Annotated in this window: 13 protein-coding genes; 1 reads left to right on the top strand and 12 read right to left on the bottom strand. The window is 31.3% G+C overall.

Annotated features, from left to right (window positions below; translation table 11 throughout):
* The first annotated feature begins 53 nt into the window (after positions 1–53).
* Positions 54–2,030, top strand: a complete 1,977-nt coding sequence (locus NNH57_RS22365) for a right-handed parallel beta-helix repeat-containing protein (protein ID WP_108808845.1) — start codon at positions 54–56, stop codon at positions 2,028–2,030.
* Between the two features lie 161 nt (positions 2,031–2,191).
* Here NNH57_RS22365 and NNH57_RS22360 read toward each other — a convergent pair whose 3' ends face one another.
* From NNH57_RS22360 to NNH57_RS22305, 12 genes are all read right to left on the bottom strand, one after another.
* Entirely contained in the window at positions 2,192–3,130 is a 939-nt protein-coding gene (locus tag NNH57_RS22360) for a hypothetical protein (RefSeq protein WP_108808844.1), read from the bottom strand.
* Between the two features lie 3 nt (positions 3,131–3,133).
* A complete protein-coding gene (locus NNH57_RS22355; protein ID WP_328515250.1) occupies positions 3,134–4,462 on the bottom strand; it encodes an MBOAT family O-acyltransferase in 1,329 nt (442 codons plus the stop codon).
* Positions 4,463–4,573: 111 nt separating this feature from the next.
* Positions 4,574–5,710: a glycosyltransferase family 1 protein gene (locus NNH57_RS26500; protein WP_074406522.1), complete on the bottom strand. Its 1,137-nt coding sequence runs from the start codon at positions 5,708–5,710 to the stop codon at positions 4,574–4,576.
* A gap of 54 nt (positions 5,711–5,764) precedes the next feature.
* Positions 5,765–7,159, bottom strand: coding sequence for a phenylacetate--CoA ligase family protein (locus tag NNH57_RS22345; RefSeq protein ID WP_234423421.1), 1,395 nt, complete (start codon positions 7,157–7,159; stop codon positions 5,765–5,767).
* Positions 7,160–7,161: 2 nt separating this feature from the next.
* Entirely contained in the window at positions 7,162–8,298 is a 1,137-nt protein-coding gene (locus tag NNH57_RS22340; protein ID WP_074406524.1) for a glycosyltransferase family 1 protein, read from the bottom strand.
* Positions 8,298–9,188 (bottom strand): glycosyltransferase family 2 protein, encoded by an 891-nt coding sequence (locus NNH57_RS22335; RefSeq protein ID WP_108808842.1) that lies wholly within the window; start codon positions 9,186–9,188, stop codon positions 8,298–8,300. Before NNH57_RS22335 ends, NNH57_RS22340 begins: the two co-directional genes overlap by 1 nt.
* Before the next feature lie 112 nt (positions 9,189–9,300).
* Positions 9,301–10,395: an EpsG family protein gene (locus tag NNH57_RS22330; protein WP_074406526.1), complete on the bottom strand. Its 1,095-nt coding sequence runs from the start codon at positions 10,393–10,395 to the stop codon at positions 9,301–9,303.
* Positions 10,396–10,428: 33 nt separating this feature from the next.
* The gene (locus NNH57_RS22325; protein ID WP_051475981.1) at positions 10,429–10,989 is read right to left on the bottom strand and encodes a serine O-acetyltransferase; all 561 of its coding nucleotides are present in this window, start codon (positions 10,987–10,989) and stop codon (positions 10,429–10,431) included.
* Between the two features lie 8 nt (positions 10,990–10,997).
* Entirely contained in the window at positions 10,998–11,930 is a 933-nt protein-coding gene (locus tag NNH57_RS22320) for a hypothetical protein (protein WP_132066185.1), read from the bottom strand.
* A gap of 6 nt (positions 11,931–11,936) precedes the next feature.
* Entirely contained in the window at positions 11,937–13,382 is a 1,446-nt protein-coding gene (locus NNH57_RS22315) for an MBOAT family O-acyltransferase (RefSeq protein ID WP_108808840.1), read from the bottom strand.
* A 10-nt stretch (positions 13,383–13,392) separates the two neighbouring features.
* Positions 13,393–13,632 (bottom strand): acyl carrier protein, encoded by a 240-nt coding sequence (locus NNH57_RS22310; RefSeq protein WP_025663544.1) that lies wholly within the window; start codon positions 13,630–13,632, stop codon positions 13,393–13,395.
* Between the two features lie 24 nt (positions 13,633–13,656).
* Positions 13,657–15,141, bottom strand: a complete 1,485-nt coding sequence (locus NNH57_RS22305; protein WP_108808839.1) for an AMP-binding protein — start codon at positions 15,139–15,141, stop codon at positions 13,657–13,659.
* Positions 15,142–15,160: the final 19 nt, after the last annotated feature.

Below are 15,160 nucleotides of genomic sequence, written 5' to 3'. Positions count from 1 at the left end.
GGTAAATAACTCAAATCAGAATAAATAATTAACCCAAATAAATATCCCCCCAAATGAAAAAGTTACCTTATTACCTACTTATTTTTATGAGCTGTATTGCTATTTCCTGTAGCAAAGAAAATGTTGATCAAGTTGCTCCGCCAGATACTGAAGGAGAAGTTCCTGTTATTGATCCAATAGCAGATACACCACCAAATGTAGTGACTACTCCTTGTGATTTTGATTTATCTACTGTCGATCCCAATTCTACAATTATATTTAATTGTGTTTTAGATCTTAAAGGAGAAACGATTACACTACCTGCTAATGTTAAATTTGAATTTGACGGTGGTGATGTTAAAAATGGAAAATTAATTTTTGCTGGTGGTACTATCGCTGGTGAACTCCTAAGCTCTGACTTAGAAATCGAAGGAGATGTACAACTTAAAGAACCTACCTTTAAATTTTTTGCTTCGAGATGGAAAGGTATTGTCGAAGGAACTACTACTTCTGACATTGCCCAAGAAAACACTTTTGAGTTAGAACGATTATTTGAGTACACAAAAAGTTATGGAGCTAAAACTTTTCAGATTGGTAAGTTTGATGCTTTTTTCCAGATACACAATCCGACACCTCCATATTCTACAGTTCATCATAAAGGTATTGAAGCCATAAATGTGCCTTCTGATTTTAACCTGGTCATGTCTGATAATACTAACCTACGTGTTTTTCCTGGTACTGCAGAACATGAAAGAGGAGCCCTGTTAGCTGTGCGAGATGCAGAAAACATTACTATATCTGGAGGAGTTTTATATGGTGATAGAGATCTAAGAGCTTATCCTCCTGGTGAATTAGCAGGACAGTATGGTTCACATACTTTGTTAATCCGTTCTGGAAGAAATGTTACCATAGATGGTGTTCGATTTGTTGACGGATCTAGTGGTTCTCTTAATATTAACTCTATTGGTTTTTCTTTTAATCCAGACACCTATAACCCTACAACCAATGTAACTGTACAAAACTGTAAATTCGAGAATAGTAGAAGAATGAGTATCGCTTTGACAGAAGGTAGAGATATCAAAATATTAAATAATACGTTTACCAATACTGGTAACTCTTCTACAAATTCTGATGGTGGTGAAGTAAAATATGCAATTAATATTGAAGCTACAAGAAGAAGAGATCCTGATACAGGAGAGCTTAAAGAGTTCGAAAGAGTGTTTGACGTTCTTATCAAAGGAAATACTGAAACTGGTAGTGGTGGTGGATCTGTATCTATAACTATTGGTCAGACCGTAACTGTTGAGGAAAATAATTTTGAAACCCAATTAGTATATACACATACCAACGGTACAAAAATCATTAATAATACGTTTAAAGCATTATCTGAAAAAGCTAAAGAGCGATTTGCCATATTTGCAGCAGATGGTGGTGAAACTGCTTTCAACAATCTAATTTCTGGTAATAACATCTCTGGATATGATTTGGCAATTGCTACCAATGCCGATGATACCGATATCACTAATAATACAATAACCAATTGTGCTATAGGATTACAGTTTGGAAAATCTAAGAATTCAGAATTTAATGATAATAACATTACCACAACTGGTAATGCTATAAGTGCTACAAATTCTTTTGCAAAAAATATCTCCTTAAAACGTAATACAGTTAATGGAGGTCGTTTTCACGTATATTTTGCACAGCTTAATAATAAGCCAGAATATAGTGATTATCGTATAACCCTAGAAGATAATACATTTACAACTTCTAAAGCTGTAAACTTTACAAAAACCCATGGTGTTATATTTAAAAATAATAAGGTAGATGGTGGTTTACAAATTGGAGATGCTTCTAATATAGAAGTTTCTGGAAATACTAAAATTAGCCCTACAGAGAGTGATGGAATTCGATTATTCGGAGATAACTCATCAGTAACGTTGCTTAATAATACCATCTTTGAACCAACTGGTGCAGCGAGATTTGTATGTATAAATAACAATTCTACTAATCCAGGTGCGATAACCGATACAGGTAATACATGTAACTAATTAGTTTAAAATATTCTATAAAAAAACCAGAGTTGTTATACTCTGGTTTTTTTTATTGTATGATCAATTTTAATACTATCATAATAGTATTAAACGTGAAATCGATATAAGGTTTTAGTTTTAAAAAGGCGCCTCACTAATATAATAACGTCGAACTCACGTTATTTAAACTTTCTGATCTGGTCTGCTAATTTTTCGGTAAATAACTTTGCACCATCATTATTTAAATGTGATGGATCATGAAACAATGTTGGTTTACCCATAAATTGTTGATCATTAAAAAAATCTACAAAAGGAATATTTTCTTTTTCGGCTATTGCCTTAATCCTATTAAAAGAAGTATTCATAGAATGATCTACAGTAAAATAAGTCGGGGAAGTAACAAAAACCAAATCTATATTATGATCCTTAGCGGTTGCAATAAACATCTGGAGCGCAGCTACAAAATTTTGATCTATATCCTCTACTCCTTTTTCAATTTTTGATTGAGCTTCTTCGTTTATATGCTTAGAAGGTTTAACTTTTCCAAATAATGGTCTGTATCCTTTATAATCCAGCTGGGGTGATGCATAATACCGAATAACATGCATAATTGTTGAATTGGTTTGGTATCCTTTGAAAAATAATTTAAAGTCTACCAGCTTAGATTGTAATCCTAATATAGGTCTTAAATCATCTCTATAATCCGAATAATAGGGATGCAGATCACTAAGCCTATCATATGCTTCTTTAGTATGATATAAAAAATCTTCATCGATATTTAAGATCATTAACTCGGGTTGCATTCGTTTAATAATCATTTTTTGAAGTGCCACATGATATAATAATTGCTGCCCCTCTGCCCCTGCATTATAACAAGACTTTTTTAATTCTGTTTCTATAACCTCGGGTACATAATGTCGGTGAGCATGAGAACTTCCGAAAATTAACACTTTTGCATTTGTTTCTTGTATGGCATAAGTAGATCTGGCATATTTTCCGGTTTCCTGACTAAAAAACAATTGTTTAGAGATCATTCCTAAAGCAAAATCAACTAGGAGAAAAATCACAAGAAATTTTCCAAGCTTGATTAATGATGTCTTATATTCTTTTCTAATCATATTTTAAAACTGAAAATAAATAAACTGACTTTTACCAAATACTCCAAAATACATAATTATATAAATCAGAACAGCATATCCTGTTAATCGTACAAATTCATACTTATGATTAGAAATCGAAAACAAAGTATTAAAATATTCTTTTTTCAATTCTACTAGGACCAGAATAGCAATTGCCAAGGTTGCATATAATGAGGCTGTAATATCATCTCCGCTCCCTATATATAATCTTCCTGGCACCGTACAGATTCTTTTTATAATAAAAAAAGCATCTTCAATACTATTTGCTCTAAAGAATACCCATGCAAAATTGATCAATACAAATGTCAATAACACATTAAACACTCCTTTTCTTCTTTTTTTGAATACAAGAACTTCTAAAATGAGATAGAATCCGTTTAAAGCTCCCCAAACCACAAAAGTCCAGTTTGCTCCGTGCCATAGCCCACTAATTAAAAACGTGATAAAAAGGTTAAATAACCATCTTGGTTTTGCTACTCGATTTCCTCCTAATGGTATGTATAAATAATCTCTAAACCATGTTGATAACGAAATATGCCATCTGGTCCAAAACTCACTTACCGATGCCGAAAAATATGGTCGCCTAAAGTTGGTCATCAAATCAAAACCAAAAAGTTTGGATGTTCCTATAGCAATTAATGAATACCCAGCAAAATCCCCATAGATCTGAAAAGCGAATAATACTGTTGCTGCAATAAAACTTAATCCATCATGATTTTCTGTATTGTTATATACCGCATTTACATAAATAGCAGCTCTATCTGCTACAACCAATTTCAGAAAGAATCCCCAGATCATTAACTTTATTCCATAAGAAAAAGTTTGATATGTAAATGTTCTTTTCTTTAAAAACTGTGGTACCAGATTGGTTGCCCTTTCTATAGGTCCTGCGACTAACTGCGGAAAGAAAGCTACAAATGCAGCAAAAGCGATGAAATCCTTAGTGGGTTGTAATTTTTCTCTATAAATATCTATCGAGTATGATAAGGTCTGAAAAGTGTAAAACGAAATACCAACAGGCAGAATAATCTTTAAAGTCCATGTACTTTGAAGTTCATAACCTACAGAAGCAAAAAGATCAATCCAGGAATCTATAAAAAAGTTATAGTATTTAAAAAAACCTAACATTCCTAAATTGAAAACAATACTTACCCAAAGCCACCTCTTTTTTACCAAAACTTCTTTAGACTGATGTATTCGAGACCCTGCTGTATAATCAATAATCGTACTTAATGCTATCAAAGACAAAAAACGCCAATCCCACCAACCATAAAACACGTAGCTGGCAATAAGTAATAACACATTTTGCACCTTTAGATTTTTGTACGTAATAAACCAATAGCCTATAAAAACTAAAGAAAGAAATACGAAAAAATCTATCGAATTAAAAAGCATATATCTATATGGATTTTAGCATAAAAATTAATGGTTTATTTGTTGAAGGTAAAATTCTTCAATTCGTTTTGTATTCGAAATAATATCATATCCTCCATTAACGATTTGAGTTTTATTATTTATTCTGGTATATGACATTGCTTTTACCACTTTATTTGCCCAAAACTCTGCAGTGTCTTTAATTGACAAAAATTCGATATCGTTGGTTAAACTTACTTCGGTTGTAATAGTATCTGAAGCAAAAATCTTAAGTCCGGCTGCCTGTGCTTCGATAAGTGTTACTGGTAGCCCTTCATAAAACGAAGGAAATACAAAAGAATCAAATGCTTGTAACAATTCTGGAATATCTGATCGAACTCCTAAAATCATAACATCATCCTCTACACCAAGACGTTTGGCTTCAGTAGCAATTTTCTCTCTCAAAGGCCCCTCTCCCACTAGCATCAGCTTAGCATTGGGATGGTTTTCAATAATACGAGCAAATATCTGTATTAAGAATATATGATTTTTTTGAGTATCCAATCTTCCGACATGGCCGATCACAAATTGATCTTCAACTCCCATTTCTTTTCTGTACTCTTTTCTTGTTATTGGATCGAAAACAAATTTTTCGGTATCAATAGCATTGTTCATGGTTAAAAATTCTGTGTTTTTACCAAAAAGCCATTGCCCCGCTTTATCTCCACACGAAAAATAATGTGTAGCATCCTTACGATTTTTGTTTTTTAATCGAAATTTTATCAGCTTTTTAACCGTATCTATAAGATTTTCTTTACTAGGGATTAGATCCGAAAATTTAATTTTTTCGATTGCAATATGTGCATGAACAATCCTAATTGGAATACTAAACTCTTTAGCTATTTTAATCGGAAAACAACTAAATGTATTGAGGTGAGAGTGAATAATAGTGTACTCTGTATGGGTTTTAAAAAACGCTCTTAATTCTTCATAGTATTTTCCCGGAAATATTGGATTTATTGGTGACAATCTATAAATTTTTCCTCCCAGGCTTTCAATTTCATCATCAAAATCACATTTCTCTTTTCTATGTACCAGAAAATCAAACTGAATTTTTTCTCTATCTATCTTCCTATAATAGTTCATAATCATAGATTCTGAACCTCCCCTATCCATCATCGTAAAAACCTGTAAAACTTTGATCATTTTATAATAATTATTTGTTACCGCAACAACACTACATTTTTGCTAACTATCAAATTAGATACTAATTTCTTCTTTGATGTTATTTTTTATCAATCTATATTTCCCACTTTTCTCTACTGGTATTTCGGCAACATGTTTTAGTTCAATAGCAATACTAGCCCCAACGCGATCTCTTAAGTTTTTTAAAAACACTTTTTCATACTCCGATGAGTATATCTGATCATCTTTTTCTATTAAAACCAAAAGGCTATCGATTACATTTTGCTGAATTTGGAATTTAATAATTCCTTTAACTCCTTTTAAACAATTAGAGATATTACCAAGATTAATCTTACCAATTTCTTCAGAGTATATATAATCTGAGATACGTCCCAAAACTTCTTTAACTAATGGATTATTATTTCCACAATCACATGTATCATTACTATCTCCTAATTCAATTTGATCTCCTATATCGTATCGTATTAACGGAGTACCATGAGTTGTAAAAGAAGTTACTACAAGTCTTCCTTTTTTACTGGGCTCATTATTTTCATTTAAAACTTCAAAAACTCCACTTTTTAAATCCATGTGTAGCTTTTTATTTTTGCATTCAAAAATAAACGGAGCTCCTTCAGAAGATGCGTATTGGTTGTATAGATTTGTTTTAAAATACCCTTCAAGAACATCTCTAATATCGTCTGTGATGGTTTCTGCTGTTGGAAATATTGCTGTTATAATATTTGCAGGAAAGTCTATATTGTGAGCCATTCCGTATTTTGCAATTTCATACATTGTTGAAGGAAAACCAACCATATATTGAGGCTTATACGAAATTAGATCGTTAATATAATGTTTTAGGTATTTTCCATGAATATGAAACGTAGAGTAATATCTCACTTTATGAATATGATCCGTCTTCCAGAATCTGTTTTTTTTCAGATCTCTTTTGCTTAAAAGGTTTTTACCACTAAACCATGCCGTTTTCTTACCGAGTTTGTATCCAAATTCATTTCTAAAATCATCAAGCAATGCAAATCGTTCCTGTATATCATCATGAGTATATACTACTTCTAAAGATTTCCCGGTTGTACCCCCTGTTTTAGAAAGTATACCTTCGCTTTTTTCAACTGTATAAATATCTGACAGATTATTTCTTAAGGTCTCTTTATCAATTATTGGCAGTTGTTTTATATTGGCCAGATCTTCTGGAGACTCTATCTTAGAGAAAATATTTCTATAATACTCAGAATGATTTTTTGTATGCAATATAAGCTCTTTGTATTTTTCAATTTGCAGTTCTTTCAGTTCGTCTAATGACAAATTTCTTTTTTGTAAATACGCTTTCAGGAAATATTTATATTTCCCAGAATACCTTTTTTTATATGCTAAAAGATTATAGATAGAAACAATCCAATTTTGTATAAAATGCGGAGATTGTTCATAAATCTTGTCCTGCATATTTCCCATAACTATTTATTATTTAGATAAAAGTTTTGTATTTTTTCTGTATTAGATCCGATATCATAACCTGCTTTTGCAATTTTATCGCTGTTATCTTGTTTTTTATATGGTAAAATATCGAATATTTTATGTACCCAAAAACTAGTCGGTTTTTGAATCGAAACAAATTCGATATCATCGGTTAGCTTTACTTCTCGAGTAATTGTATCGGATGCCAAAATCCTAAGCCCTGCAGCCTGAGCTTCAATTAAAGTAACAGGAAGGCCTTCATAAAATGAAGGAAAGACAAAAATATCCATCATCTGAAGTAATTCTGAAATATCAGATCTAACCCCTAACATTCTAACCTGATCCTGGATTCCCAAATCATCAATTTCTTGTTCTATAGCCTGTTGTAATTCTCCATTCCCTACAAGTACTAAGATACAGTCTGGTCTTTCTTCCAGAATATTGGCAAATATTCGGAGTAAATAGGAATGGTTTTTTGCATTATTAAGACGTCCTACATGTCCTATTAATACTTTACCTTCCAGATTCAATTCTTTTCTATATTTCTGATCTGTTTCTGGCTTATAGACAAATTTTTTGGTGTCTATAGCATTATTCATGGTGTAAAAATCATTGTTTTTACCAAAAAGCCATTGCCCTGCTTTGTCTCCGCAAGAAAAACGATGGGTAGCATAGGTACTCACCTTTTTTCTTAACCTAAATTTTATGAGTTTTTTTACCGTTTCTGTTACGTTTTCTTTGTTAGGTACAAAATTTCTAAGTTTAATATTTTCAAACGCAGTATGTGCGTGGGCAATTCTACAAGGGATATTAAACTCTTTTGCTATTTTTAGAGGAAAACTACTAAATGTGTTTAGATGAGAATGTACTATCGTATATCCTTTATGTTCATTAAAAAATGTTCTGAGTTTATCATAATATTCTTTTGGAAAAAAAGGATTAATTGGATCCATGATATAGATATTTCCTCCTAAGCTTTTGATTTCATCATCAAAAGCCGCTTTTCCTTTTCTATGCACCAAAAAGTCAAACTGAACTTTATCTCTATCTATATTACGATAATAGTTCATGATCATGGATTCTGCTCCTCCCCGATTCATAATAGTAAAAATCTGTAATACTCTAATTGGCCCCATTAAATTCCTTCTTTAGTTTTATATCTTATATATAGATTTAGTACTATTCCGAAAGGAATTGCGAGAATCGTGGTTATTTTTTTTGGAGATTCTTTTAAAAATGAGCCATTCTTAATAAACAATGAGCTTGATACATAATGAATTGCATTTTTAAATTTATCCTTAAAGTTTGTTGCCAATTGCATTCTGCTCTTTCTTGAAAATGCAAAACCTCTGGGGTGTCGTCGATATTGTTTTAACATGTTCATACTAGAACCATCAACCATATATTCTACAACACAAAAAACTTCGTTAACTGGTAATAGCTTATAATCCTGATCGATCAATTGATATAAATATCCCAGCGGGACAAAACGTTCTCCTTCAAAAATTGGATATGGAGGGTATTTTTTGACTACTTCGGTTCTATATACCAGCTTTTTATCCCCCAATACTTTATGAGTATTATACAATTCGTACAATGTTGTCTCTTTGACTCCTTCAGGGATTTTGGTTCCGATAATAGTTCCACTTTCATCTGCATCTAATCCAACCAAACCCGCATATTCTGGTTTATCTTTAATGACTTCCCAGGAATCAAGTATTTTTTGAATTGCTTCCTCTCCCACAAAGTCATCACTATCAATACAAACATTAAGTGTGGTTTCAATAAGTCTATAGGCAGCATTATGCCCCCCATGCATTCCCAGATTTTTTTGATAATGATACTGTATATCTATCTTGTTTTCATTAATCCAGGACGCTACCAATTCTTTGGTATCATCAGAAGAGCCGTCATCAATAATTAGCCATACAAAATCTTGATTTGATTGTTTTATAAGGCTTTCATAGCACTTATGTAAGCAATATGCTCTGTTATATGTAGGAGTAAATACTGTAATCGTTTTCATCTGTTCTTTTTTATTGTTTATTAGTTGTCAGATGGAATTCGCCATTGAACATTTTGGTTGGTATCAACATTGATTGTCATGGCTCATTTCATACTTTTTATTGGTTAATTTGTTATCCAGAATATACGTAATACATAGCATAGGTAAACATAAAATAAACAAGTGTTATTTTTCCTATCATAAAATGATGATCTTTAAAAAATCGTTGTTTAAGAAATGGGTAAATGACTACTAATCCCATCATAAACCATGATAAATAAGCAAATCTATTAGAGTAATTTGCTTTGATTACCAGAATCCAAAATCCATTACAAATTAGATAAGTATTTAGAAGTCTAAAATAAAAGGGGTCTTCAAAATTTTTCTTATAAATAACATACCATCCTGCAAAAACTGCAAATGCGCTATGAAATAAAAAATCCCAGCGAAAACCGGTACTGGCAAAAGTACCTTCTTCTGCTTGAGCTGTTAAATAATCAGATAGTCTATCATCAAATCCCAGACTACTAAAAATAGACACCCAAAAACCTCCCATTGCCAATGAAAGTGGAATACAGGCTAACCATCCTTTTAGAAACACTTTGGGATCATTATAGAATCTTGTTATGGTAAAAGCTATTATAGGTAGTGACATCGTTTTATGAAAAGAAACCGATAACAAAAAGCAAAGTATCATAACTATCGTATTTTTTCTAAAACTTATTCCTAATAAAAATAAAGATGTAGCAGCTCCATTTCTAATACCATTTACTCCATACGTATAAAAAGAGAAAGAAACCGCAAACATTAAAAACGCGTAATACCAATATTCCTTAAAAAGTTGCTTAGAAATTCTATATAAGGGTAATACATATATTGCTGCTGTGACAGTAAAAAATGTACGAGAAGAAGCCACATAAGACAGACTTTTCATATATAGGTGAAAAAGCACATCGGTATCCGATGTTACTACTCCTCCTAATCTATAGTAATTAAAATACCTGGTATACGTTCTCATATCACCAAAAAACTTACCGCTTAATGGTCTTTGCCCCATATATAAAATTATATATGCCATTAACACGAAACCAGCTATATTAATAAATCCAAGATTTTTGGGATCATCCATTTTTAATAGACGAGTATGTAAAAGAGTAAATAGAACCAGAAAAAGAAATAAATTTATATATACCGGAAAATATTGCTCTACTGGAATAAAATCAAACATACTCTCTTATTTTATTGTTTGTTTCATAACTTCTTACTTCTTATCCAGTATTCTAGCAGGATTACCCACTGCCGTACAGTTATCAGGTATACTCTTGGTAACAACGCTACCAGCTCCAATAACACAGTTATCTCCTATAGTAATATCTCCTATTACAATTGCTCCTGTGTAAATAGATACATTATTACCTATTGTAGGCCTTTTCCCTTTTTCCTCTCCGATGGTTACCAAATGATTTACATAGAAATTATCCCCTATCGCATCGGCGTTTAGGATTGTACAATATGGATGTCCTGTAATAACTCCTCCTCCCAGTTTGGTAGTAATATCTATAATAAAATTTTTCTGTTTTCTACAATATAGGTTAAGAATATGTGATACCAGACTTCTTGTCCTAAAATAAAATATAGTTCTAAAATCGGGTGAATTTGCCAAAAAATCAAGAAGTAGGGCATTTTTACTCATATTCATTCCTTTTACAGAGGCCCACCGCTCTATATCCATATCAATCTTATTTCTATTTTTACTCAATTTGTATACAAATATGTGTGGAATAAGAAATATTTTATAAATGGCTATAAGTATTGATTTCATATACTATCTTATTTTACAGTGTTTGCACTTCTTATTATAGAATCACAAAGTATATTAGTAAACTCTAAACCTCCATGCTTATCCAGATGGTGACCGTCATAGGTTTTAAAATTTGTATGTGTACTCGATACATTAAAATTAAAGTACTCTATTTGATTAGATATTGCTACGGTACTCATATCCTTATCAAAGTTTTTATAAAACGAATTCTCTACAGCTACAAAATCAAGATCAATAGGCATACGTACCATATAAACATTACCATGTTTCTTTAACTTTTTAATTAAAACATCCAAACTGTTTAATCGCAAAGAAGAAACTTCATAATTTCTTATCATTTTATCAAATAATCTTCCTTGTCTTTTCTTCCATTCATCAAAAACTTTTGGATTTGTGGGTAAGTTATTTTCTTCAAGCCACCCGTCTTTATGCATTGTTGATGTTTTTCTAAAAAGCGCTTTAAAATGAAAATAAGTTAAATTTTTAAAAAGGTATTCATAATTAGGATTCATGTTAACAAATCTCATATTATGAGGTGGTCTATCTGCTTCTCTAAATTCTCCATTATTATTATCATTATCCTTATCAGATCCAAACATCCACGGTGTAACCGAAATAATAAAAACTCCATTTTCTGAAGTTTCATCTAATTTCTTTTCTATACTTTTATTATATAAAGGGCCAATCGGAGTTTCTGCAATTGTCAAACTATAATTAAAAATGGGTAATTCATATTTTAATTCTTTCAGCCTTTTGTTTATCACTCTTGGTTGTATACCCTGCATACTTCTAGAATCTCCTATCACCATAGATACAGCTTTTGGAGTAGTAAATTTTTGATAAAAATAATCTACATTCCCCCCATATTGTACTAACACAAAAGTGGTTATTGCCAGACAGCAAATAAAGAAAAGACACAACTTTAAAAGTAATCGTTTCATAATCATTTAAAATTGAAAGTATATAAATGTTTCAGCACTTTTTCCAAAAATTAATATCAAAACAAAAATGGATACATAAGAAATCCATCTAAGATAAATATTATAATTACCTATCTCAAAATCATGTTTCTTTTCTCTGTTTACCCATTCTATCAACATAAAAAAACCAACTAATGCGGTGGTGATTAATGTAGTAGACGTAAATAACACAGATGGTACATCGATAATACTTAAAGAAAAAATCCCTTGCAGATACTCAAATCCTACAGAAACACTTTCTACTCTGAAAAAAACATCGGTAAGCATAATTAAAACAAACAAAAGGATCATTTTAATAATTTCTTTTATAGAGGGAAGCATTTTTCCTTTTGCAACAATTTCTGATGTATTCATTTTACCCGAAAACACTAATGGCACAAAATAAATACCGTGTAATAATCCGTAAACAACAAATGTCCAATTAGCACCATGCCAAAAACCAACTAAAACAAACGTGGTAATTATAGATATGATCAATCCCTTTTTTTGATGTCTTCTTAAGGTAAATGATAATGGAGTAAACACATAATCCATCATCCATGTTGTTAATGACATATGCCATTTTCTCCAAAAATCGCTAATATTCGTCGAAAAAAACGGAGTAGAAAAATTACGCATTAATTGTATTCCGAATAGCTTAGAAACACCTATCGCCATATTAGAGTACCCAGAAAAATCGGCATATAACTGTATCGCATAGAAAAAAGTTCCTAACAGTAATGTACTCCCAGACTCATTTTCGTAATTATTAAAAATCGGATTGACTATTAATGCACAATTTTCTGCAACGACAATTTTAGCAAATAAACCCCATAATATTTGGCGTAATCCATCTACTGAAACTTGATATGATATAACTCTTTTTTCTTGAATTTGCGGAATTAAACTCGACGCTCTTTCTATAGGACCAGAAAGAATTTTAGGAAAAAATGTTACAAATACAGAAAACTCTAAAAGATTTTCACTTGGTTCTATTTCTTCATTATAAACATCTATTAGATATCCAAGAGTCTGAAATGTAAAAAAACTAATCCCTAATGGCAGTAATATTACCAGGGAATTATATGTCGATTCACTTCCAAAAACATTTAGAATTTCATAAAACCCTTCATAGAAAAAATTAAAATATTTAAAATATAGCAAAAGCCCAACATTAAATACTAAACCGATATATAAGAAAATGCTTTTTTTACGATCTTCAGGAGTGCGAAAGATTTTTAATCCCAAATAATAATTAATAAGTGTGCTACCTATTAATAGTACCAAAAACCTCCAATCTGCCCAGGTATAAAAAAACAAACTTGCTCCTAACAAAAAAATGTTCTGATATACTTTGGATCTATTAAAAACCAACCAGTATAATAAAAATACCGGAATTATAAAGACAACAAAATCTAATGAATTAAAAACCACTTTTTATAACTTAAATTTTATTTTGAATTACCGAAACTAGTGAACCCAAATTTTTTAGTTTATTAAGATCTCTTAGCTTAAACCGAATACTAAATTCTTCTTCGATTTTGGTGATAATCATCATATGCGATAGAGAATCCCAACCATCTACATCTTTTGCTGTTAACTCATCATGCAACTCAAAGTTATCATGTTCTAATATAGACACCAATGCATCACTTATTTTACTCTTTATTACATCTACTTCCATAATAATATAATTAGCTCTCTAATGTTAGCTGAATAGTTTATTTAATTTTTTTCTATCTGTCTTTCCATTTGTATTTAAAGGAAAGCTATCAATAAATTTGATCTGCGTAGGAACCATATACTGTGGAAGTTTAGTTTTTAAATCATCCAACAGTTGTTTTGTTTCAAATTCTGTAGTCTCTATTACCAATCCAATTTCTGTATTCTGAATACTATTTGTAAAAGCAATGGCTACGACATTTAATTTATCTAAAGCTGCTTTAGCGTGAAATTCAATTTCTGACAATTCTACTCTAAACCCCTGAATCTTAGCTTGAAAATCAACTCTTCCCAAATATAGTATATCTCCATCACTATCTACAGTACACAAATCTCCTGTTCTATAAAACCTTGTTTTTTCTCCGCGATATTCTTTGGTAAAAAAAACTTCTTTATTCTTTTTTTCATTTTTCCAATATCCAGGAGTTAGCTGTATACCACTTAAGCATAACTCTCCATTTTCTCCTTCTCTCACTTCGTTATTATCGTCATCGACAATAATAGTTTTGGTATTCTTCATATCCTTACCAATCGTCAAAACGCCATTATGCGTTTTGTTATCCCCATTTCTTATATAAGTATAATCGGTACAAAATATAGTACATTCTGTAGGGCCATATACATTAGCAATTGTAGCATTTGGGACACATTTACTCCATTCTTCGGTGACATCTAAGGGTAAAGCTTCTCCGCAAAAAAGGCTGTATTTCATAGCCGGACAATCGATTTCATCAAAATAAGGTCTTAAGTAATGAAGTATAGAAGGAACCATTAATGCAAAAGTTAGCTCATGATCTTCCATTAATTCAAATATATAGCTGTACTTAATTTCGTCTTTTGGTATTGTGTATATACAGGCTCCTTTAAGTATTGGGGCCAAGTATGATACTACCGATAAATCAAATGTTAACTCAAACATTTGTAAGCACCTATCTGTATCTGTTATGGTATAATTTAATTCCCAGAATGCATCCATAAAACCAGATAGATTCTCAAAAGTAATGGGAACTCCTTTTGGGGTTCCTGTTGTACCAGAAGTAAAGAATATATACCCAAGATCATCCTTAGTCACTTCTACAGGTGTTAAGTCAATTTCAGAAGTATTACATTTTTGGGTAAGAATAACATTAAAATCGGTAAAGACTTTGGTCTCTGAAGAATCAAGAATAGTTTTAATATCTGCTTGATCGATAACCGCATTATTTCTGCTAATAGGAAATTCTGGATTTAGAGGTACATAGGCTTTTCCTTCCATCCACAAAGCAATTATTGAAGCATAGGTTTGAATATCATCATTAGTAATTAACCCTATATTAATTTCGTTTTCTTTTATTGAGGATTGAATCTCTTTTCTTATATCTGATATTACCTGAGCAAAATCTTTATAATTATAATAAGTATCACCGAAGTAAAAAGCATTATTATTATAATTATTTTCTATAGATTTTTGTATGTCAAAAACTAAATTCATTTCAATTTATTATTAGGTT

The sequence above is a fragment of the Aquimarina spinulae genome, from assembly GCF_943373825.1.
In the GTDB taxonomy this organism is placed as follows: Bacteria; Bacteroidota; Bacteroidia; order Flavobacteriales; family Flavobacteriaceae; genus Aquimarina; species Aquimarina spinulae.
Note: the sequence above shows the minus strand (reverse complement) of the source record. Positions and strands in the feature narration are given on the sequence as shown.